Origin of the sequence: Eremococcus coleocola ACS-139-V-Col8, from assembly GCF_000183205.1 — a bacterium.
GTDB lineage: Bacteria > Bacillota > Bacilli > Lactobacillales > Aerococcaceae > Eremococcus > Eremococcus coleocola.
In genome coordinates this window covers 54,162-76,741 of sequence record NZ_AENN01000001.1, presented here as the reverse complement: position 1 = coordinate 76,741, position 22,580 = coordinate 54,162, and the positions used below count along the sequence as shown (strand labels likewise).

General features: G+C 37.0%; 19 protein-coding genes. 17 read left to right on the top strand and 2 right to left on the bottom strand.

All coding sequences use genetic code 11. The features are described 5' to 3' along the window. The first annotated feature begins 135 nt into the window (after window positions 1–135). The 10 genes from der to nth all read left to right on the top strand — a co-directional run bounded on the left by der (window position 136) and on the right by nth (window position 11,205). Window positions 136–1,452, top strand: coding sequence for a ribosome biogenesis GTPase Der (der, locus tag HMPREF9257_RS00340; protein WP_006417507.1), 1,317 nt, complete (start codon window positions 136–138; stop codon window positions 1,450–1,452). A gap of 156 nt (window positions 1,453–1,608) precedes the next feature. Next, on the top strand, window positions 1,609–1,884 hold the full coding sequence (locus HMPREF9257_RS00335) for an HU family DNA-binding protein (protein ID WP_006417450.1): 276 nt from the start codon (window positions 1,609–1,611) through the stop codon (window positions 1,882–1,884). 208 nt (window positions 1,885–2,092) lie between these two features. After that, complete coding sequence (locus HMPREF9257_RS00330; RefSeq protein ID WP_006417469.1) at window positions 2,093–3,418, top strand: tetratricopeptide repeat protein; 1,326 nt, start codon at window positions 2,093–2,095, stop codon at window positions 3,416–3,418. Further along, window positions 3,405–3,965, top strand: coding sequence for a YpiB family protein (locus HMPREF9257_RS00325; RefSeq protein WP_006417535.1), 561 nt, complete (start codon window positions 3,405–3,407; stop codon window positions 3,963–3,965). The genes HMPREF9257_RS00330 and HMPREF9257_RS00325 overlap by 14 nt, the downstream gene beginning before the upstream one ends. Then, window positions 3,955–5,190, top strand: coding sequence for a CCA tRNA nucleotidyltransferase (locus tag HMPREF9257_RS00320; protein ID WP_006417481.1), 1,236 nt, complete (start codon window positions 3,955–3,957; stop codon window positions 5,188–5,190). Before HMPREF9257_RS00325 ends, HMPREF9257_RS00320 begins: the two co-directional genes overlap by 11 nt. After that, complete coding sequence (locus HMPREF9257_RS00315) at window positions 5,190–7,739, top strand: exonuclease domain-containing protein (protein ID WP_006417524.1); 2,550 nt, start codon at window positions 5,190–5,192, stop codon at window positions 7,737–7,739. Before HMPREF9257_RS00320 ends, HMPREF9257_RS00315 begins: the two co-directional genes overlap by 1 nt. Before the next feature lie 176 nt (window positions 7,740–7,915). Next, window positions 7,916–8,401, top strand: coding sequence for a PepSY domain-containing protein (locus tag HMPREF9257_RS00310; protein WP_006417419.1), 486 nt, complete (start codon window positions 7,916–7,918; stop codon window positions 8,399–8,401). 38 nt (window positions 8,402–8,439) lie between these two features. After that, window positions 8,440–9,738: an asparagine--tRNA ligase gene (gene asnS, locus HMPREF9257_RS00305; protein ID WP_006417493.1), complete on the top strand. Its 1,299-nt coding sequence runs from the start codon at window positions 8,440–8,442 to the stop codon at window positions 9,736–9,738. A 92-nt stretch (window positions 9,739–9,830) separates the two neighbouring features. Beyond that, complete coding sequence (locus tag HMPREF9257_RS00300) at window positions 9,831–10,538, top strand: DnaD domain-containing protein (RefSeq protein ID WP_006417567.1); 708 nt, start codon at window positions 9,831–9,833, stop codon at window positions 10,536–10,538. Between the two features lie 22 nt (window positions 10,539–10,560). Further along, window positions 10,561–11,205 (top strand): endonuclease III, encoded by a 645-nt coding sequence (nth, locus tag HMPREF9257_RS00295; protein WP_006417605.1) that lies wholly within the window; start codon window positions 10,561–10,563, stop codon window positions 11,203–11,205. A 136-nt stretch (window positions 11,206–11,341) separates the two neighbouring features. Here nth and HMPREF9257_RS00290 read toward each other — a convergent pair whose 3' ends face one another. Continuing rightward, complete coding sequence (locus HMPREF9257_RS00290; RefSeq protein WP_006417465.1) at window positions 11,342–13,831, bottom strand: transglycosylase domain-containing protein; 2,490 nt, start codon at window positions 13,829–13,831, stop codon at window positions 11,342–11,344. 2 nt (window positions 13,832–13,833) lie between these two features. Next, window positions 13,834–14,463 carry a Holliday junction resolvase RecU gene (gene recU, locus HMPREF9257_RS00285; protein WP_006417603.1) on the bottom strand — a complete coding sequence of 210 codons (630 nt, stop codon included), beginning with the start codon at window positions 14,461–14,463 and terminating at the stop codon, window positions 13,834–13,836. Window positions 14,464–14,686: 223 nt separating this feature from the next. On the opposite strand from recU, the gene tig reads away from it, so the two are divergent. From tig to HMPREF9257_RS00250, 7 genes are all read left to right on the top strand, one after another. Beyond that, a complete protein-coding gene (tig, locus tag HMPREF9257_RS00280) occupies window positions 14,687–15,970 on the top strand; it encodes a trigger factor (RefSeq protein ID WP_006417439.1) in 1,284 nt (427 codons plus the stop codon). Between the two features lie 105 nt (window positions 15,971–16,075). Then, complete coding sequence (gene clpX / locus HMPREF9257_RS00275; protein ID WP_006417597.1) at window positions 16,076–17,323, top strand: ATP-dependent Clp protease ATP-binding subunit ClpX; 1,248 nt, start codon at window positions 16,076–16,078, stop codon at window positions 17,321–17,323. Between the two features lie 19 nt (window positions 17,324–17,342). Continuing rightward, window positions 17,343–17,939 (top strand): ribosome biogenesis GTP-binding protein YihA/YsxC, encoded by a 597-nt coding sequence (gene yihA, locus HMPREF9257_RS00270; RefSeq protein WP_006417499.1) that lies wholly within the window; start codon window positions 17,343–17,345, stop codon window positions 17,937–17,939. Between the two features lie 17 nt (window positions 17,940–17,956). Next, window positions 17,957–19,810 (top strand): DNA primase, encoded by a 1,854-nt coding sequence (gene dnaG, locus HMPREF9257_RS00265; protein WP_006417545.1) that lies wholly within the window; start codon window positions 17,957–17,959, stop codon window positions 19,808–19,810. A gap of 10 nt (window positions 19,811–19,820) precedes the next feature. Further along, window positions 19,821–20,951, top strand: coding sequence for an RNA polymerase sigma factor RpoD (gene rpoD / locus HMPREF9257_RS00260; protein ID WP_006417608.1), 1,131 nt, complete (start codon window positions 19,821–19,823; stop codon window positions 20,949–20,951). A 96-nt stretch (window positions 20,952–21,047) separates the two neighbouring features. After that, window positions 21,048–21,773, top strand: coding sequence for a tRNA (adenine(22)-N(1))-methyltransferase (locus tag HMPREF9257_RS00255; protein WP_006417531.1), 726 nt, complete (start codon window positions 21,048–21,050; stop codon window positions 21,771–21,773). Further along, entirely contained in the window at window positions 21,760–22,575 is an 816-nt protein-coding gene (locus HMPREF9257_RS00250) for a Nif3-like dinuclear metal center hexameric protein (RefSeq protein ID WP_006417433.1), read from the top strand. The genes HMPREF9257_RS00255 and HMPREF9257_RS00250 overlap by 14 nt, the downstream gene beginning before the upstream one ends. Window positions 22,576–22,580 lie beyond the last annotated feature (5 nt).

The following is a 22,580-nucleotide window of genomic DNA, read 5'->3' as shown; positions in this document are numbered from 1 at the left end:
CTGGGGCTTGTTCCCAGCTTTTAGTATCTTATGGAAGTTTATGAGTGGGTATGGTAGAGCCTGTTGTCTCTAAGCCTAGAATGTTCAGCCTAGGTCCATACCTACTCTTTTTAAATGCAAGAAAGGAGCAGATTAATGGTCGAAATTCCAGTAGTGGCCTTAGTTGGCCGTCCAAATGTAGGAAAATCAACTATTTTTAACCGTTTAGTCGGAGATAGAGTATCAATCGTTGAGGACTTCCCAGGTGTTACTCGTGACCGGGTTTATGCTACAGGAAAATGGTTAGGCAATGATTATCGCTTGATTGATACAGGTGGTATTGAACTTGATGATCAACCCCTAATGAAACAAATTCGTTACCAAGCTGAGATTGCGATAGATGAAGCAGATGTGATTGTTATGTTGGCAAATGGTCAAGAAGGCTTGACGCGTGAGGATGAAGTCATTGCTTCCATGTTACTTAAAACAGATAAACCTATTATTCTGGCAGTGAATAAGACGGATAATCCTGAGCAACGGATGGATATCTTTGATTTTTATGCTTTGGGACTGGGCGAACCCCACCCGGTATCAGGAGCTCATGGCACAGGGTTAGGGGATTTATTAGACCAAATCGTTGCTTCTTTTCCTAAAGATTTGGCGACTCACTATGAAGATACATCTATTAAGTTTTCTTTTATTGGTCGCCCCAATGTAGGAAAATCCTCACTGGTGAATGCTGTTTTGAAAGAAGAACGTGTAATTGTTTCTAATATTGAGGGAACAACCCGCGAAGCAGTTGATAGTAAATTCATTTCAGAAACTGGTAAAGAAATGACAGTGATTGATACTGCCGGAATTCGGAAAAAGGGAAAAGTTTATGAAAACACTGAAAAATATTCAGTGATGCGTTCCTTAGCTGCTATTGACCGTTCAGATGTAGTCTGTATTGTACTTGATGCTGAAACAGGAATTCGCGACCAGGATAAACATGTCGCAGGCTATGCCTATGAAGCGGGGAAAGGAATTATTATTGTAGTTAATAAATGGGATGCCCTAAAAAAAGATAATGATAGTTTTAAGGACTTTACTGATAAAGTTCGGTCAGAATTTCGTTACCTCAATTTCGCACCAATTTTATTTGTCTCAGCCAAAACCGGTCAACGTTTAGACCAGTTAAGTCCTTTGATTGAACAAATTTATGAAAATCGTAATCGTCGTGTTCAATCGTCCCTATTAAATGATGTTGTGATGGATGCAGTGGCGACCAACCCTACGCCGACGGATAAAGGGCGTCGTTTGAAGATTTATTATATGACGCAAGTTGCCGTTGGGCCGCCTACTTTTGTCGTCTTTGTAAATGATGCAGAATTGATGCATTTCTCTTACAAACGTTTCTTAGAAAATCAATTACGTGAAGTATTTTATTTTGAAGGAACGCCAATCCACTTAATTACGAGAGAACGCCAATAATTTTATAAAATAATTTCTGAAAGTGCTTTAAATCGGGACTTTATGATTGAAGATAAAGAATGTGTATGATATTCTATATAGGTAATATCGAGTGAAATGCCACTCAGAAATTATATGTGTTGAATAACACGCAAAGATTAAAGGAGGACTTTATTTATGGCAAATAAAGCAGAATTAGTAGAACAAGTTGCAGCTAAAACTAACTTGACTAAAAAAGACGTTACAGCTACTGTAGAAGCGTTATTCGAAACAATTCAAGAAACCTTAGCAAATGGTGAAAAAGTTCAAGTCATCGGATTTGGTACTTTTGAAGTACGCGAAAGAGCTGCTCGTAAGGGCCGTAACCCTCAAACTGGTGAAGAAATTGAAATCGCAGCAACTAAAGTTCCTGGCTTCAAAGCTGGTAAAGCTTTAAAAGACGCTGTTAAATAATTTTCTTAAATAAAAAATAAGGCCGGATTATACTGGCCTTATTTTTTTGTTTAAATTTTTATTATAAAAATTTTAAAATGTTATAAGTTGATAGTATTTAATGAAAAATAACTTTCGGAAGAATCTTACTCTAGAGTCAGTAACAGTATTATGGTAGTATAATAATATAATAGTCTGCCTGATAAAAAGTAGATTTTAGGAGGATACCATGCCAAATTTAGCAGATTTATTTGAATTACAAGTTCAACAAGGCCAAGCCCAAGAATGGTTAAGCCAGTATTATAGTGAAGAAGATCATCCTTCTTCAGTTTATAAACGTCTCCTTGAATTAGCTATTTTTTATCAAACACATTTTAATTATGATTATGCTTTAATGATTTTAAATCACCTTTATCAAATTAAACCTAACTATCGTTTATGCCTCCTTGTAGGAGAAATTTATTTTTCCTTACAAGATTTTGAACGAGCCTATGCTTGGTTAAATCGTATTCATAACTCGAAACGATCACGCAAAGCAAAACGTATTCTGGGTCAAGTATACTTAGCCATGGGACATGAAAAAGCAGGCATTAGTCTTTATCGTCAATTAATTAAAGACTTTCCAACTTATGCAGCTGCTTATTTAGACTTAGCCGATTATTATATAGATGCTCATATGTTTGCAGAAGCAAAACCTTACCTTGAAAGTCTTTGGACCTATTTTAAACGCAGTGAAAGTTTGCAAAGGACAAGTCGAATGACTTTGGTTGCTTTAGAACTAGAACAAGAATTGATTCAGGCTGAAAAAGTGACCAAGATGATTACTGATCCTAATTTACCCATAAAGAGTATAGAAGAAGCTTATCTGTTTGCTCGTTTTTACTTTGCTATTCATGATTATCAAATGGCCCTTGACTATGCCCAATTAGCTTATTCTTTTAATCCTGATTATTTGCCCAATCGGCATTTACTTTTACAAATTAATTATCAGTTAGGGAATGGTCAAAGTGGATTAAAGGCTGAAATAGATTGGTTATTAGATCAAATGGCTTATGATGACCCAGAGATAATGCAATTGGTTGAGATTGGCAAAGATATAAAATATTTACCTAAAAAATTAATTTTGCATTTACTTGAATACTTACCCTATCTTGAAGAAGCAGAAGAAGCTTATCAAAGTTTAGGCTTGGTCATGGATTATTATCTAGAAGAAGACCCTAAGTATGCCTTACACTTTTTGAAAACTAACATGATTAGTCCCATCTTTAATTTAGATAATTATTATTACTATGCCAAGACCTTCCAAGCTTTAGGAATGGATACTCAAGCGGTTGAGCAGTATGAATTAGCCTTGGCAAGCTATGAAAATCAACCCAAATTAGTGTATGATTATGCTAAATTCATGTATAATAGGGGACAAGGTCAAGCAGCACTTGATTTGATTAAGAAGAATCAGCGGAGTTTTTATTACACTGAGCAAGTAAAAGCTTATCGGAATTTTTTACAAAAACAAATTGAGAATATAAAGCAAGGTGAAGAAGATGAGTCAGAATGAAAATAAACGGGCTTTTATTGAATGGTTAATGCAACATTATCGACATGCTAATCCTTCTGTAAATTATCTATTAAAATATATCGCATCCCAACCTAATTTGCTTAATCGAATTGAGTTTTCTGAAAATTGTAAATATGCACCTCGGGGTCTTTATATTTCTTATTATCGCAATAGTGATCAACCTTTTGTATATTACAAAGATCAATTATCATATACCTTGTCAGAACAAGCCTTTCATGATTTGCGGATGTCAGGCCGATTAGACGAACCTGTTTATTATATTGAATTAAATATTCCTAATTTATATCAAGAGTTAATGAAATTCGATGTTTTTGAAGAGAATCCCTTTACTCCTCAGGAAAATAATCAAGCTGGCTTAGATGAATATCTATTTGAGATGAGTTTCCAAGCTAAAATGACTGAGCTTCAAGCAGGCATTAATCGGGCCTTAGAAGCGAACAATTTTGAAGAAGTTGACTATTTATTAAAACAGATAGAAGACTTAAGCAAAGATAGAGAAAATCAAGGATGGTCTCATGAAGATTAGTTTAGATAATCAATTATTTAAAGCGGCCATGCCTGTCATGGCTCAAATTGAGTCTCATGGATATGAGGCTTATTTTGTTGGCGGTTGTGTTCGGGATTCGCTACTTGGTTTACCTATCCACGATATTGATATTACCTCTTCAGCTCAACCACAAGAGATTGAAGCAATTTTCAAGCATACCATTGATGTGGGTAAAGAACATGGAACTATTATTGTTATGTGGGACCAAGTGCCATATGAAGTGACGACTTTTCGGATTGAAGGGAAGTACAGTGACCATCGGCGGCCAGACTCCGTGGCTTTTGTACGGAATCTACAAGAAGATACCTTACGGCGTGATTTTACGGTAAATGCCCTGGCACTTGATCGACAAGGTCAAGTTTATGATTTCCATGACGGTTTAAAGGATTTAAAAGCTGAACGTATTCGGGCCGTGGGGAACGCTGAAGCCCGCTTCCAAGAGGATGGTTTAAGGATGATGCGTGCGCTCCGATTTGCCAGTCAATTAGGTTTCTCGATTGAGGAAACGACTTTACGGGCGATTCAGAAGTTAGCTCCAACCTTGAAATATATTTCTATGGAAAGGATTCGGATTGAATTTTCTAAATTTTTATTAGGATCATACCTTCACACTGCCTTACCATATTTCCTAGATTCTAACCTAAGTGAGTATTTGCTACTTCCTCAAGGAAAGGTAGATTCAGCAATAGCAGAATTAAGTGACTTGTTAGAAGAAACTAGAAATCAATTTTTTGCTAATGAAGAGAGCTTTGTCTGGATGCTTTTTTTGCAAAAGCTAGGCTTAGATCAAGCAAAGATGAAAAAATTGCTGAGAAAATGGACTTTTTCAAATAAATTTATAGACCAAGTCCTGGCTTTTGATACTCTGATGCATTTTGAGACGGAGCTTTTTTGGTCTAGTCAAACGGCTTATGCCTATAATTTGAATTTATTAGAACCAGTACAAGCTTACCGATTATTTCGGGGGGAAAAGACGAGTAAAGATATTGTAGAAATCAAAGCCAGCTTACCTATGCAAGATCGACAAGATATGCTGGTGGATGGAAAGGATGTTATGGCAGCTCTGGAGCTCAAACAAGGGGGGCCACTTATTGGTCAAATCTTGGCAATAATCGAGGCAAAGATTCTGCATGGCGAATTAAGTAATGAACAAGAGGCTATTATCTCTTTTGTTAAAGAAAATTGGCAAGGGGGTGGTGAATAATGACCACACCGATAGCAATTGTGGACATTGAAACGACCGGACCTAATTTGGACCAAGGGGATCGTATTATTCAAATTGCAGCCTTAATTATTGAAGAAGGGCAAGTGACAAAAGAATATGATATGTTGATTAATCCCAATATGCCTATTCCCAGTCACATTTCCAAATTAACAGGAATTAGTAACGAACAGGTTCAAAAAGCTCCCCATCTGAGTCAAGTGATTGATTTATGGCATTATCGCTTAAAAGACTGTATTTTTGTTGCCCACAATATAAATTTTGATTTACGGTTTTTGAAACAATGTTTTCATCATTTTGGTTTAGACTTTAATCCTCCTGCCTTAGATACAGTTAAGCTAGCTAAAATATTTATGCCTCAAGCGATTGGATTTAATTTAACTGATTTAAGTCAGGAAATGAACCTTTTTTTTGATCAGGCCCACCAAGCTTTAGCTGATGCCAAAATCACCGCCTATCTCTTGGATTGGATAGCCCAGTTAATAATTCAAGCCGAAGCTAAAAGCTTGGATTACTTGCGCCCCTACCTAGAACATTTGCCGAATGATGAGGTCATGATTTTAGACCAAACCAAACAATTTTTAATTTTTAATAAAGAAAAGTTAGGGCTCACCCTAGCTACAAGTCTTCAAGCTAACGAAGAAGTAGGTCAAAGTTTATCAAGAGTAATGATGTCATTTGGTGAATATGCACAAGCTTGTTTTCATAATGAGCCTTACCTAATTATGGAAAATAAACATCTTCCGATACCGGATGAAGCAATTGTAGCAAGTGTCAAGGCTGGTTTAAATCAGAGAAAACAAATTATCCTGTTAGTTGAAAATTTGGAGCAAGCAGATTATTTCTATCATGCTTTAAAAACAATAAATGAGGGCGATTTCGGGGCAATTTATAAAAATCAAGAAAATTTTCTCTATGCAGTTAATTTATATCGGTTAGTCAACAGGCAAGACCTTGAGCGCTTAAATCAACAAGAATTAATCGTGATGGCCGCTTTAATTTATTGGTTATCGAATCAAGAAAGTGGCGACTTATCCGATTTACATTCAGAGATTGCATCCAGTCCCGTTGTAAGACAAATACGAGAAGAATCAAGTTATCAGGAAAATAAATCGCTTGCTATGAATATGATTAAAACGGTTAGTCGGTATCCTTTGATTATCATGCGATACTATGATTGGATGAAGTTAGTGACTCAGTCTATCTATCAGGACTTGGGGCTAGATAAGTGCCAACTTTATATTTCGAATATTGAAAGTTGGATTCAAGTAGCTAGACATCAGGAACAAGCGAGTATTCCATTGTCTTCTTATTTTACTCAAATTGTAAATCTTTCGGACAGAATAAAAAGTTTAAATCAGGTGGGGCATGCCGAACAGATATTATTGCTTGGCTTAAAAAAGACTGTATTTCAGTTAATTGATTTATTGGAGCCTTACATTTTGAAAGAAGCAGACCAGGATACCCTAGGAAGCCTACCGCGTACTTATTATTTTGCAAACCAGGATAAAATAGCTAAGAATATTCAAATTTTATTGCAACAGCTTTATTTACAAAGTCAACAAGCAAAAAAGCAGCTTGTACCCAGTTTGACTGACCTAGCCCCTAAATTGGCCTTTGATTTAAGTAATTTACTTGAAAGATGTAGTCAAACTGTTCAATTATACATACAGAAGACAGGGGGCAAAGAATTTTTAGTTCTGCAGGGCGATATTATTCAAAGCCAGGCCTACCACTTAGTATTACGAAAACGTTCCTTACAGATTCTAGACTTTTCAAACTATTTATCTAATCAAGCTTGTCTAGCATTTTCTAAAGGGAATTATCGTTACCATCAAAAAGTTGGAAATGATAGTTGGTTAAACCAAGCTAATTTTGTCTATGAAAATTATGAATTAAAACTACCGATCCAAAATACTATTCAGGTACCTGTTCTTTATACTGATGAGCTTGAGAAGCAGCGGCCAAGAGATAAATATGTCCAGAATTTTGTTAATTTTTTACTAGATTCACAGACTAGCTTGGCTAATAAAATGATTGTGATTGCTAGTTCGCAAGAACAAATTCAGGCTACTTATCCTCAAGTCCTAAATCAAGATTTAATTAGTCATAATTATGTAGTTCTTGCCCAAGGATATAAAGGGAGTTTACGTAAAGTATGTCGGCACTTCAAGCAAGCCCAAAAGGCAATTTTATTAATTACTTGGCGTGATTTTATGGCGAATGATTGGCAAGAAATAAGTCCCAGTGTTCAGGTTCACCTATTAAAATTACCATTTCTTTCACTAGAAAGTGCAGGTATGCGAGCAATTCAGGATTATTATGGTCAAGAAACTGATATTTTCAAAGATCAATTATTACCTCAAATGATTCAAACCTTAAAAGAAATTTTGGTTGCTGTGGCCAATAATTTGCATGACAATGAAATGTTTATCTATGATGACCGTCTGTTCACGCAAGCTTATTCAAGTATCATTCATGAAAGTTTAGGGCCTGAATTTAGTTTTGAATACTTTGATTCTTTTGCCTAATTCTTTATGCTGGGTCAACCTAGACCCATATAAGTGCAGGTAAATTCCAAGTAAATTAAATTTTGTCATTAAGTTTTTTAGCTTAGATTTGAGTCGAATGAGAAAAGAAAAGAGATAGATTGGATTCAGTAAGTATGGTATGATTAGACCATTGAAAAATAGAGGAGGCAGTGCCTTTGAGTCGTCGGACCGTTAATGTCTTAACCTTAATAATTGTTTTGATTTTACTAGCCTTTATAGGAATATTTATGGCAAGTGAACGCTCAATCAATCAAGCTAAACAAGAAACCGTTCGGTTGGTTGAGGTAGATCATGATGTTAAAAAAGTAAATAAATTTTACTGGTTAACGACAACAGAAGCTACTTACTTTTCATTAGACTATCAAAATGAAGAGAATAAGCAAAGTTATGCCATCGTCGCTCGGGATGGGGGCGATGTTCATTATTTTAGTCCACAAGATATTATTTCTGAAGCAGATGCTAAGGCAATTACAGTGGCCAATAATGAAGACAATTTAAAAGATATCGTAGCTGCACGTTTAGGTTTATTGGATGGTCAACCTGTATGGGAAATCACCTTTAAAACTAAAGAAGCAACGATGACCTATTACTATATAAATGCCAAGAATGGTCAAAACATTCAAGTTATTTCAAATCTTTAGTTCCTTGCAGGGACTTTATCAAAGAAAGGAAGTTATTAATGGAAACAATTACAATGATTCATGCGGCAAGATTTTTAGACCAAGAAGTGGTAGTAAATGCTTGGGTAACTAATAAACGGAGCTCAGGTAAAATAGCCTTTCTACAATTACGTGATGGCTCTGCTTATTTTCAAGCAGTTATTTTAAAAAACCAAGTCGCGCCTGAATTATTTGAACAAGTCAAACATATTGGACAAGAAAGTTCACTTAAACTTCGTGGAACCGTACAAGCTTCAGATCGGTCAGCTTTAGGGTATGAGTTACTGGTTTCTGATTTTGAAATTATTGGTCATTCTGAAGATTATCCAATTACGCCCAAAGAACATGGAACGGATTTCTTGATGGACCATCGTCACTTATGGTTACGGTCTTCAAGACAACATGCGATTATGCAAATCCGGAATGAAATTATTCGAGCAACATATCAATTTATGGCGGAGAATGAGTTTATTAAAGTAGATCCACCCATTTTAACGGGTTCAGCTCCTGAAGGCACTACAGAATTATTCCACACCAAATATTTTGAAGAAGATGCTTACCTGTCACAGAGTGGCCAGTTATATATGGAAGCAGCAGCTATGGCCTTTGGTAAAGTTTTCTCCTTTGGTCCAACTTTCCGTGCAGAAAAATCTAAAACTCGTCGTCATTTGATTGAATTTTGGATGATGGAACCCGAAATGGCTTTTGTTGAACATGAAGAAAGTTTACAAGTACAAGAAAAATATGTGGCTTATTTAGTGAGAAATGTGATTGAACATTGTCAGTTAGCCTTAAAGACATTAGAACGTGATATTGAACAATTAGAAAAATACACCCAATTACCATATCCACGAATTTCTTACACGGATGCGATTAGTCTTTTGAAAAAGAATGGTTTCGAAGATATTGAGTGGGGCGATGATTTTGGTTCACCACATGAAACCTTTATTGCCAACCAATATGAAAAGCCTGTTTTTATTTTGAACTATCCAAAAGGTATCAAGCCATTCTATATGAAAATTAATCCAGAAGACCCTAGAACTGTCCTCTGTGCTGATTTAATCGCACCAGAAGGGTATGGTGAAATAATTGGGGGTTCTGAACGGGAAGTCGATTATGAGACATTAGCAGAAAACATTGAAAAATTTGGGTTAGACTTGGATACTTATGCTTGGTACCTAGATTTACGTAAATATGGTACTGTCCCTCATTCCGGCTTTGGTATTGGTCTAGAACGGACCGTGGCATGGTTATCTGGTATAGAACATATTCGTGAAACAGCCCCATTCCCACGTCTTTTAAATCGGATTTATCCATAAAATAGGAAAATGATGCTCAAAAGGAATGGTTTTAAGTCTCAAAATGAGATTTTTACCATTTCCTTTTTTTAAGCGAATGAAGGAGTATTTGAATGAATTCATCAATTTATGATTGGATGAAAGATGGCTTCACCCTGGTGCCGAATCGTTTAATCCGAGCTTATGCAGATTTAAATTTATCAGGTGATGAATTAATTCTTATTATGTATTTAATGTCACAGATTGCTCAAAGCCAGGCAGTTGACGAGATTGAAGTCATTTCGAACCATTTAGGTATGGAGAGCCAAAAAGTCTTTCAATTATTAGATGCTCTTTTGACCAAGCAATACCTATCAATTGAATTAAGAACGAATAAGCAAGGTAAGCAAACGGACCATTATACTTTACGTCCCTTATTTGAACATTTGGATGAGACTTACTTTAATGATAAGAATAAAAATGAGGGGCCTCAGCCTATTGTTAAACAGAGTAGGGATCTAGTGCAAAAAATTCAAAAAGAATTCGGGCGACCTGTCAATTCAAATGAATTAGAAACTATTAATGCTTGGCTAAGTAAAGATAAGTATTCCCCTGCTTTAGTGCTAGTTGCATTAAGGGAGGCAGCTATTCATCAAGCCTTAAATATTGCCTATATTGATAAAATTTTACTAAATTGGGAAAAGCAGAATATTCATACTGTTGCCCAAGCAGAAGCTCAAATTCAAGTGTTTAATAATAATTATCTAAGTCGAAAACAGGATCAAAAGGACTTATCAGTTTACGAAATTCCACTCTACGATTGGGATGAATTAAATTCATAGACGAAAAAGAGGTTGAATAATAGTGGCAGGAACAATGACCCAAGAACGGATGGCTAGAATATTAGATCAATTACGGTTATTGATCGAGGATCCGGTGTCTGAATTAAATTTTGAAAATCCCTTTCAGCTATTAGTAGCAGTTATACTGTCGGCCCAGACGACTGATAAACAGGTGAATAAATTAACCCCTTCCTTATTTGAACGTTTTCCTGATGCCCAGAGTCTAGCTCAAGCTAGTCCCAGCCAAGTGGAACCATATATTAAATCCATAGGATTATTTCATAATAAGGCTAAATATTTAGTTGCTACGGGAAAAAGATTAGTTGAAGATTTTGGGGGTCAGGTACCTGATAATCGAAAAGATCTAGAGTCTTTACCAGGTGTTGGTCGAAAGACGGCTAATGTGGTCTTAGGTCAGGCTTTTGGCCAACCAGCGATTGCGGTGGATACCCATGTCGAGCGTGTGGCTAAGGCAATGGGTGTGGTAGATCAAGCAGCCAGTCCGCTCCAAGTAGAAAAAGCTTTAATGGCTTTAATACCAGAAAATCAATGGGTTGAAGCCCATCATTTATTATTATTATTTGGCCGGTATTATGCTAAAGCAAATGTAAAAGATTGGACCCAATTCGTGGATATGAGTCAGATTGATATAGATAAAAAAAGATAAGTGCTTAAGGTATTTGTATTTTTTTCTACTGTAAAAGGAATAGTATGATTATTTACCAATAAGTTAATCAACAAAATTATATGTAAAAAAGACTAGGACCTTATTATTGGTCTTAGTCTTTTTTGCTTCATTAAAATTAATTTTCATCATTTTCAAAAAACTCATCAGGTATTGGTGGATCCTGCGGATAAGATGAATCTAATGGTGGAATGCTAGTTGACTCGCTTGAAGACTCATCAGGAATTGATTCAGATTCTTGGGAAGAGTCTTCACTGCCAGAGATATTGAGTGTAATAACTAATGTGTCCGAGCTAGAGTTTCCGTCGACAATGGTTAAGCGAAGAGTATATTCACCATCGCTTTCTGCCGGAATAGTTACACTAGTATCGCTACCAGAATAAACATCAACCCCATTTACATTTAAGACAAACTGACCGCTTGAAGTGGTTAGCGGATCCCAAGTTGCTGTAATGGTCTTATCATCTTGATTATATTGTGCATTAAAATTAGTTGGTGCATCAATATAACGACCATAGGCGAGTGATTGTTTCTTAGGTTCTTGTCCTTTAATAAAAAGTTCCTTTGAACGAGCTTCGGCAGGTGTGAATGGCCCTGGTAAAAGAATTGGATCTGTGTATTTTTCAATTTCAGTCTCAACGATATTATCTGGTTTTAACCAATCGGTATTAGGAACATCATTCATAAGGTAGGTAATCATTTCTTTATAGATAGCTTGTGGGATACTTGTGTCGGATAGACTTAAATAATTTCCTGCCTCTAAAGGATTATCATAACCAACCCATCCTGCAAACGCATATTGGGGGGTTATGCCTGCATACCAGCCGTCGGGTGCAGCATAGGTTGAGCTGTCAATGCCTAATTGGTTTAGTTGGTCATTAGTATAGTTAGTGGTCCCAGTTTTACCTGCCTGATGTAGGCCCTCAATTGCAGAGCGTGAAGCAAAGTTACCTGGCACTCCTTTTAGAATATCGACTAACATATAAGCTGTAGTGTCTTTCATTGCTTGAATTTCTTTGGATTCAAAGCGCTCTTCTGTACCAGCTGCGGTCACAACGCGGTTTACTGTAATGGGTTTATGGTATTTACCATAATTAGAAATAGCAGCATAGGCAGCGGATAATTTAACCGGGCTCACTTCGCCTCCAATAGCGTTCGCTTCAACGAGCTCTTTTTTATCATCATTTACAATATTGATATCGAGTTTCTGTAAGAAGGCGTAGGAGTTATCTAAGCCAACGGCTTGTAATGTCTTAAGGGCTGGAATATTTCTAGAGCCAGCTAAGGCCTCTCTTAGGGTTTGTTTACCTTTATAATCCATGTCATAATTGTATATTTCTGCACCAGAAGAGTATTTATAAGGTTCGTCTACAACTAGAGTTCCAGTTGAAAAGTTTAAGTATTCAAAGGCAGGACCATAATCAGCGAGAGGTTTCATCGTTGAACCAATGGATCGTTTTAAGTCAGTAGCACGGTTTAAGGCCATGGTATTTTCTTGTTTTCGGCCTCCAATGACAGCTACAAGTTCTCCGTTTGAAGTGTTAATAATCGAAGCGGCGGTTTGCATGGAATCATTTGGAAAACCGATTTCCTCATTATTATTAACTGTTTGGTAAAGGTGTTCTTGGGCACCATAATCCATGTTGGTATAGACTTGTAAACCATCCGTATAAATGTCTAAGTTCATTTTCTCTTTGACTTCGTCCGCCACCATAGCCAAGTATGCATCAATAATAAGGTCTTTTTCCTGACTGCTGGAATGATCCAAGGCTACAAGAGAATCAAAAACTGACGTATTAATTGCTTCATCGTGTTGTGCTTGATTAATTAACTTGCGGTCTAACATGACATCTAATACTAAATCGCGTCTTTCAGTTGCCTCTTTTGGATGACTATAGGGATCATAATCAGAAGGCGCTTGGGGGATACCCGCCAGTAGGGCAGCTTCAGCTATGCTTAGCTGGTCTAAATCTTTTCCAAAGAATTGTTTAGCGGCAGTTTTTGCTCCATAAACATTATTAGAATAGAAAAGTTTGTTTAAATAAAGTGAAAGAATTTCATCCTTACTGTATTTTCGTTCAACATCTAATGCTAGCCAAGCTTCTTGTGCCTTCCGTTCTAGAGTTTGATCATGAAAGTCTGTTGAGAAGACAGATAGTTTGACTAATTGTTGGGTAATGGTAGATCCCCCCTGAGCAATTCCGCCAGCACGGATATTTGCAAAGACAGCCCCTACAATCCGAATGGGATCAACGCCACTGTGGGAATAGAAACGAGCATCTTCAATAGCTAAAACAGCATTCTTTAAATTTTCGGGAATATCGTCAGCGGTCATGAGGTCACGGTTTTGGCCGCCTAATTCTTTAATGAGGTTTCCTTCGCGGTCATATATTTTTGAAGAAACTTGTCCTACTAGATCCTCTTGGTTAATATCAGGCGCTTGCATAACATAATAACCAAATAAAGCACCGCCACCTAGTAAGATTATGAAGAATATGGCGAAAATTCCAATTAGAATGTTTCTTAATATATGTCTACCTTTATTAGAAGATTTACGAGAAGATTTTTTTTGATATTTTTTACGTTCAATTCTTGAACCAGTAGCCATTGTCAGACTCCTTTCAATTCAATATGGTTGTCCTTGATGAATTCGTCCAAGGCACTTAAATAATTAATAGTTGGTTGGTAAGCGGAAGGACAAACATAACCATGCTCTTTGATATATTTATAGGGAACACTCTGTTTGTTTGAATCTTCTTGGAAAGCTTTAATCATTTGATAGGGGAGCAAATAAATTTCATTATAAGCAGTAAAAGAAATAATCACAAAAACTAAGCCGCCAGCTTCCAGACATGCAGCCATATGCTCTTGTTGATGTTGGGGCAAGTTGGAAAGGGGGAACCCTGACTTATTTTTGGTTTCTTTTGCTTCAAAGTCAACGTAATATCCTTGATAAATACCATTATAATCAGTGGTTGAGGCATGACGATAATAAGCCTCAGTAATCCTAGCTGCTGCTCGTTTAGGATAATCAACTTTTACAACTTGAATTGGGGTAGGCTTTTTATGGATAACTGCTATATTTCGACTTAAATAATACTCATTGCTCTGATTTAGACGCTCTTCTAAGGTCATGCCGCGACTACCATAAATAGTTTTTGATTGTTTCATAGCGCTTGCTTTGGTTTTTACATGTTTTTGATGAGATTGGGGGCCTTGACCAGCAGGATATTGAATCATGCTTAACCTCCTTTAAGTATTTCCATCCTTAATCATAATCTATCTCTACGAAGAATTTATGAATAAATTAGAAATTATTTAGCATTATCCATTATAAGCGTTAAATTGACGGGTTTCAATTGATTATTCTTTGAAAGTTAAGTATATTATATTTACAAATGCTTAGATATCCGATAAAATGATTGGGTATGATATAAAAGTTGTTTTTGGAGGTTATGAATAGATGACAGTAAATTTTGAAAAAACGAATTCAAATGAAGGTGTTTTAACATTTGAAATTCCAGCTGAAGAAGTAAAAAAAGGTTTAGATCTTGCCTTTAACAAAGTTAAAAAAACCGTAACAGTTCCTGGTTTCCGTAAAGGAAAAGTACCTCGTAAAATCTTTAATAATGTATATGGTGAAACCGCCTTATACGATGAAGCTTTGAATGCAGTTTTACCAGAAGCTTATGGTAAAGCCGTTGAAGAATCTGGTTTAGATATCGTGGGACAACCTAAATTTGATATTGAGTCAATTGAAAAAGGTCAACCATGGGTGATGAAAGCAAATGTTACTTTAAAACCAGAAGTTAAGTTAGGTGATTACAAGAATTTAACGGTTGAAAAACAAGACCGTGAAGTATCCGATGAAGATGTTGATCAACGGATTGAAGAAACGCGTCAATCCCTAGCTGAATTAGTTCTTAAAGAATCAGCTGCTGAAAACGGCGATACTGTCGTAATCGATTATGAAGGCTCTGTTGATGGTGAAGTTTTTGAAGGCGGAACGGCTTCTAATCATTCACTAGAATTAGGCTCTAACCAATTCATTCCAGGCTTTGAAGATCAACTAATTGGTGCTAAACCTGGTGACGATGTTGAAGTTAAAGTAACCTTCCCAGAAGAATACCACGCTGAAGAATTAGCAGGTAAAGATGCTATCTTTAAAGTGAAAGTTCACGAAGTAAAAACTAAAGAACTTCCAGAATTAGATGATGAATTTGCTAAAGATGCGGATGAAGAAGTTGAAACGTTCGAAGAATACAAGAACAAAGTCCGTGTGCAAATGACTGAAGAAAAAGAAGCTCATGCTAAGGAAGTCGTAGAAGATTTAGCTTTACGTCAAGCCGTTGAAAATGCAGAAATTGTTGATGGTATTCCACAGGAAATGGTACATGAAGAAGTGCACCGTCAAATGGACTTCTACCTAAACAATTTGAGTCGTCAGGGTATTTCACCTGAAATGTACTTCAATATTACTGGTACGACTGAACATGACCTACATGAACAATTTGAAGAAGAAGCTGAATTAAGAACCAAAACTAATTTAGTTTTAGAAGCAATTGTTAAAGCTGAAGGTTTAGAAGCAAGTCCAGAAGAATTAGAAGAAGAAGTTAAGAATTTGGCTGCTTCATATAATATGGAAATTGATCAAGTTCGCTCATTAGTTAATGATCAAATGCTCGCTTCAGATATCACAATGAAGAAAGCTATGAGCTTAATTGTTGACTCCTTAGAAGAAAAATAAGATACTAGAATAGTAAACAATATTAAATGAGGGATAGCATGGACAACTATGAACAGTAGGTGACCTTGCTCCCTTTTTTGCATATAGAATAAAGAAGGAGTTACTATGGTTCAATTTAATAATATGGAGTCCTACCACTGTTCTTTTTGTGGTAAGTCTCAAGATGAGGTCAATAAGATCATTGCTGGGCCAGATGTTTATATCTGTGATGAGTGTGTGGCCCTATGTCAATCAATTATTGACGAAGAAATGGCCATGGAATTAGATTTAGGTGACATTCAAGTTTTGAAGCCTAATGAAATTATGACTATTTTAGACCAATATGTTGTGGGACAAAAACAAGCTAAGAAAAATTTATCAGTTGCAGTTTATAATCATTACAAACGAATTATGCATAACCAAGATAAACAAGAAGAGGATGAGGTTGATTTACAAAAATCAAATATCGCTCTAATTGGTCCAACCGGTTCAGGAAAAACATATTTGGCGCAAACCTTGGCCCGTATTCTGAATGTACCGTTTGCTATTGCTGATGCTACCACACTAACTGAAGCGGGTTACGTTGGGGAGGATGTAGAGAATGTCCTTTTAAAACTAGTTCAAGCAGCGGATTATGATGTGGCTAAAGCAGAAAAAGGAATTATTTACATTGATGAGATTGACAAAATTTCACGTAAAAGTGAAAATGTATCGATTACCCGGGACGTGTCAGGTGAAGGTGTGCAACAGGCCCTGCTAAAAATCTTAGAAGGAACTACAGCTAATATTCCGCCAAAAGGTGGGCGCAAGCACCCTAACCAAGACTTTATTCAAATGGATACCTCTCAGATTTTGTTTATTGTTGGGGGAGCTTTTGATGGGATTGAAACCATCATTAAAGAACGTCTTGGTTCTAAAGTCATTGGATTTGGCGTTTCAAATGGCAAATTCGATGAGTCAAAATCCTTAATTCAACATGCAACACCAGAAGACTTATTAAAATTTGGTTTAATTCCAGAGTTTATTGGTCGGATTCCAATTATGGCAGTCCTAGATAAGTTGACCGAAGATGACTTGGTAGAAATCTTAACTAAGCCCAAAAATGCCTTGGTTAAGCAATACCAAAAACTTTTCGATATTGACCATGTTAAATTGGAATTTAAAGAAGATGCCCTTCGTGCCATTGCACACTTGGCTATTGAACGAGGAACAGGAGCCCGTGGGTTAAGGTCAATTATTGAATCAGTAATGCTTGATGTCATGTTTGATGTCCCAAGTCGCGATGATGTTGCTAAAATTGTCATTACTAAAGATAATGTGGTTTCCAATAGCCAGCCAGCATATTATAATCAAGAAAACAAAAAGATATCATAGTTGAAAAGGAGATAGGCTTATGCATGTACATGATGCTGAATTAGTCATTTCAGCAGTCAATCCTAGTCAATATCCTCAAGATCAGCTGCCTGAGGTAGCCCTTGCAGGTCGGTCAAATGTAGGCAAATCTTCTTTTATTAATAGTTTAATTGCTCGAAAAAATTTAGCCCGTACTTCGAGTCAACCGGGGAAAACCCAGACTTTAAATTTTTATGCGATTAATCAAGCCTTTCGTTTTGTCGATGTGCCGGGTTATGGTTATGCGCGTGTTTCAAAAGATTTCAGGTTAGCTTGGTCAAAAATGATTGAGAAATATCTAAGTCAACGTGAAAATATGGAATTATTATTTTTATTAATGGATATGCGTCACGAACCCACTCGCTTAGATCGAGAAATGAAGGACTTTGCAGAAAACTTAGACTTACCCTATGCGATTGTCTTAACCAAGGCAGATAAAATTAAACCTGCTTCCTGGAATAAACATTTGTCAATGTATAAAAAAGCCTTAGAACTACCTTCAGTTGATGCTTTATTTCCATATTCAGCGACTAAAGGCTATGGTAAGGAAGAAATTTGGGATGTCATTTCATCCGTCTTACAGTTAAAAAATGAGTAAAGAATAGGGATGATTGCTTGGCTTATTTACCAGAAGAGCTGATAACTAGGGTCCGACAAGAAGTTAATATTGTTGATGTAGTAAATCAATATGTCCAACTAAAGAAACAAGGGTCGAATTACACGGCTTCTTGTCCCTTTCATGAGGATCGAAATCCGTCTTTTTCGGTGTCAGAAAGCAAGCAGATTTATAAATGCTTTTCCTGTGGTAGGGGGGGCAATGTCTTTGGTTTTATCCAAGAAATTGAAGGCTTAGATTTTGTTGCAGCTGTTCAAAAAGTAGCGGACATGGGTGGGGTCATATTAGATCAAAGCCTTTTTACTCACCATCAAAGTAAACAATCAAAGTATCAAAGCTTATATCAAATTCATGAAAAAACGGCTAGTTTTTATCATTATTATTTAACCCAAAGTCAAAAAGGTCAGGATGCATTTAACTACCTAACGGAGCGGAAAGTAAAACAAGAGACCATTGATTACTTTCAATTAGGTGCCGCGCCAGATAAATCAGAATTGTTATGGGCCTACCTAGAAAAAGAAGGCTTTAGTGAACAAGACTTATTAGCTTCAGGTATCTTTTACCAGACTGATTCTGGCCAGATTTTAGACCGGTTTCGCGGTCGGTTAATTATTCCCCTAAAAGATATGCGGGGACAAGTCGTAGCCTTTTCTGGGCGAGTTTATCAAAGTGGCGATCATTCCAATGCAAAATATTTAAATTCACCCGAGACGGCTATTTTTAACAAATCAAAATTACTCTTTAACCATGATGGGGCGAGGGCTTCGATTCGGCAAAAAAACCAAGTCTTAGTGTGTGAAGGTTATATGGATGTCATTGCCCTTCATCAAGCTGGCTTTCATGAAGTGGTTGCATCCATGGGGACATCCTTAACCCAGGACCATTTGACTCAATTAGGTAAAATGACCAATCATATTTACTTTATCTTTGATGGGGATGAAGCCGGGCAAAAAGCTACCCAACGCGCCTTCGATTTAAGTCAGAATTTATCAGAGATTCAAGTCAAAGCACTTATTTTACCAGGTGGCCAAGACCCAGATGAATTCATTCAAGCTCGGGGTCAAGGTGCTTTCCAAGACTTATTAAACCAGGCACAAACTGCTTATGACTTTGTAAAAAGGTATTTAGCCAAAAGTTTTGACCTGAGTCAGCAAGGCGACCTTTCCCTTTATATTCAAGCTTTATTAAAAGAAATTCAAAAAATCCCCATGAAGATTGAACAAGAACTTCGACTTCGTGAGTTAGCTCAGGAATTTGATTTATCGGAAAATCTTTTAAAAGAACAATTTGAACGCTTAGATTATCAAAGAAAAAAAGAAACTACTAAGCAAGACTTGAAGCAGATAGAACAAGCGGATGCTGGTAATACAGGATCTTTAACACAAGAACTTATCTTTGATGCTTCGCCATTAAAAATTCGGTCACAGGCAGCTTTTGAAAGTGAAAAAATTTTATGCATGCTATTGATTTACTATGAAGAAGCTTGGCCCTATATTGAACGCTTAGCTAGTCCACCGATGCTTTTTCATGACTTTGCTAGAAGAGCTTTAATGGCCTTAGAAGCGTATTATTATGAAGGTGGTCAATCTTTTCCTTTAACTGGGATTATAGATCAAATTGAGGACCGTGATTTAAATCACTTCTTCACTCAAGTTTTGTGGGACCGTGAAATAATTCCCTTCTCGCTGGCCTTGATGGATGATTGCTTGAAAGTGATTGACCGAGAATTTAAATACTTGGAAGTAAAAGAATTACAAGAAAAATTATTAGATGCACAAAAAAAGATGGATAAAAATAAAGCCAATCAGTTAATGATTCAGATGAATCATTTGCTGCGCCAACTTAAAAATTAGGAGGACCCAGATGGCTGAAGAAAATAAAAATACAAAAAATGAATTAACATTGTCTTATGATCAAGCCCGCCAACAATTGATTGCTGAGAAGAAGCTTATTGGTCAAATTCATTATGATGAACTAACTGACAAGATTGCTGGTCCTTATAAATTAGATGCTGAAGCCATGGATAAGTTAATTCAAAAAGTCGAAGATGCTGGTATCGCAGTCGTTGGCGATGACGGTGGGCCAACCAAGCAACAAATGGTGCGAGCTCAAGAAGTTAAAGTTGATACTTCAACCACAGGTAATTCTGCGACTGCTTCTAAAATAAAAGTGTCTGATCCCGTGCGGATGTATCTTAAAGAAATCGGTCGGGTTGATCTACTATCAGCTGATGCAGAAATATCTTTAGCTAAACGAATTGAAGACGGGGACGAACTAGCCAAACAAGAATTAGCTGAGGCTAACTTACGTTTGGTGGTATCGATTGCCAAGCGTTATGTCGGTCGGGGTATGTCATTCCTTGATTTAATTCAAGAAGGTAACATGGGCTTGATGAAAGCTGTTGAAAAATTTGACTACACTAAAGGATTTAAGTTTTCTACCTATGCTACTTGGTGGATTCGTCAAGCCATTACCCGGGCCATTGCTGACCAAGCACGGACGATTCGGATCCCTGTCCATATGGTTGAAACTATTAATAAATTAGTCCGGGTCCAACGGAATCTATTACAAGATTTAGGCCGGGAACCGACACCAGAAGAAATTGGGGCGGAAATGGATTTACCAACTGAAAAAGTTCGTGAAATCCTTAAAATTTCCCAAGAACCTGTATCCTTAGAAACCCCAATTGGTGAAGAGGATGATTCTCATCTAGGTGATTTTATTGAAGATGAAGGCGCCATGAGTCCTGAATCCTTTACTTCATCTTCGCTTTTAAGAGAGCAATTAGAAGATGTCTTAGATACCTTAACTGACCGAGAAGAAAATGTTCTTCGCTTACGGTTTGGATTAGATGATGGTAATATTCGAACCCTTGAACAAGTAGGCAAAGTCTTTGGGGTAACACGTGAACGGATTCGTCAAATTGAAGCCAAAGCTTTACGGAAACTTCGCCATCCAAGTCGTTCTAAACAATTAAAAGATTTCTTAGAATAATCTGAAATTAGGCTGAGGCAAATTCGCCCCAGCCTTTGTTAAATTATTAAATTATGAATGATTCTGATTTTAAAAAGACTTTGAGAGGATGAGACCATGAATTCGCAACATCTTTCTAAGCGCCTGCAACAAGTAGCTGACTATATTGTTCAATATAGTCCCAAGCCCAGACGATTATTAGATATTGGGAGTGACCATGCCTATTTATTAACTTATCTTGGCTTAGCCGGTCATATAGACTATGGTTTAGCCGGAGAAGTGGTGCCAGGACCCTTTCATTCAGCTCAACAGGAAGTAGCCAAGCAAGGCTTAAATTCATTGATTGATGTTAGATTAGGGGATGGATTCGAGGTGTTAACCCTCGAGGATAAGATTAATGCCGTATCGATTTGTGGCATGGGCGGAGCTTTAATCGCTAAGATTTTAGAACGGGGTTATCAAGGTTTAAGGCCCAATCATTATTTATTTTTACAGGCCAATGTCGGTCAAGCAACACTAAGACGATGGTTAGATCGCCACCAATATGAGATTTTGGCTGAGGCTATCATCGAAGAAGCAGGACACATTTACGAAGTGATGGTGGCTCATGATAATCCTAATTATCAAGTCGGTTCTTTAAGCGAAGAAGCCATTAATTTTGGTCCCTATTTAAGACAAGAGGCGAGTCCAGTCTTTAAAAGGTATTGGCAAGGACAAGCTCAGAAAACTGCTTATATTATTGATTCAATGAAGCAAGGGGTAAGTCAAAATCAAACTCGGATTGCTCAATTAGAAGCACATCTAGCATTAATAGAAAAGGAGTTAGCCAATGACACGCAATAAGATTTCTTATGGTAATTTACAAGCTTTCTTAAATGAATTGTATCCCCAATCTTTGGCGGAATCTTGGGATAAGGTGGGCAACCACTTTGGTCAAGCCAGTGACTCTGTTAAAAAGATATTAGTGGCCTTGGAATTAAGACCACAAGTTATTCAGGAAGCCATTGATTTAGGCATAGATACAATTGTCATGCACCATCCACCCATTTTTCATGGTATTAATCGGTTTGACTATGCTGATCCAGAGGTGGCAATGTATGCTGAATTAATCAAGCATGATATTAAAGTTTTTGCTTTGCATACCAACTTAGATGTGGCCCCGAATGGAATGAATGATTGGTTGGCCCAAGCCTTAGATTTAGAGGATATCCAAGCGGTGACTCCAGATGAAGTCAGCGGCAATCCAGGCCTAGCTCGGATGGGCCACTTTTCTCAACCATTAACCCGGACCCAGGTTTTGGCCAAAATTAAGTCCGCTTTTAAAGTGGATTCTCTGACTTATATGGAAAGCCAAGAAAAACCTGCTTATCAAAGCCTAGCCGTTATCGGTGGAGCAGGTGGCTCTGAATTAGAAGACATTAAAGCCAGTGGAGTGGATGTCTTTGTCACAGGTGATATTAGTCACCATGTGGGTCACCAAGCGCTTGATACAGGCATGCTAGTCGTGGATGCTAGTCATTATATTGAAGCTATTTTCATAGAAAAGATGACAGATATCTTAGAAAAGGCTAAAATAAAGAAGCAGTGGGCTGTGACCATCCAAGCTTCAAAGGCCAACACCAACCCATTCCAATACTTTAATTAATAGAG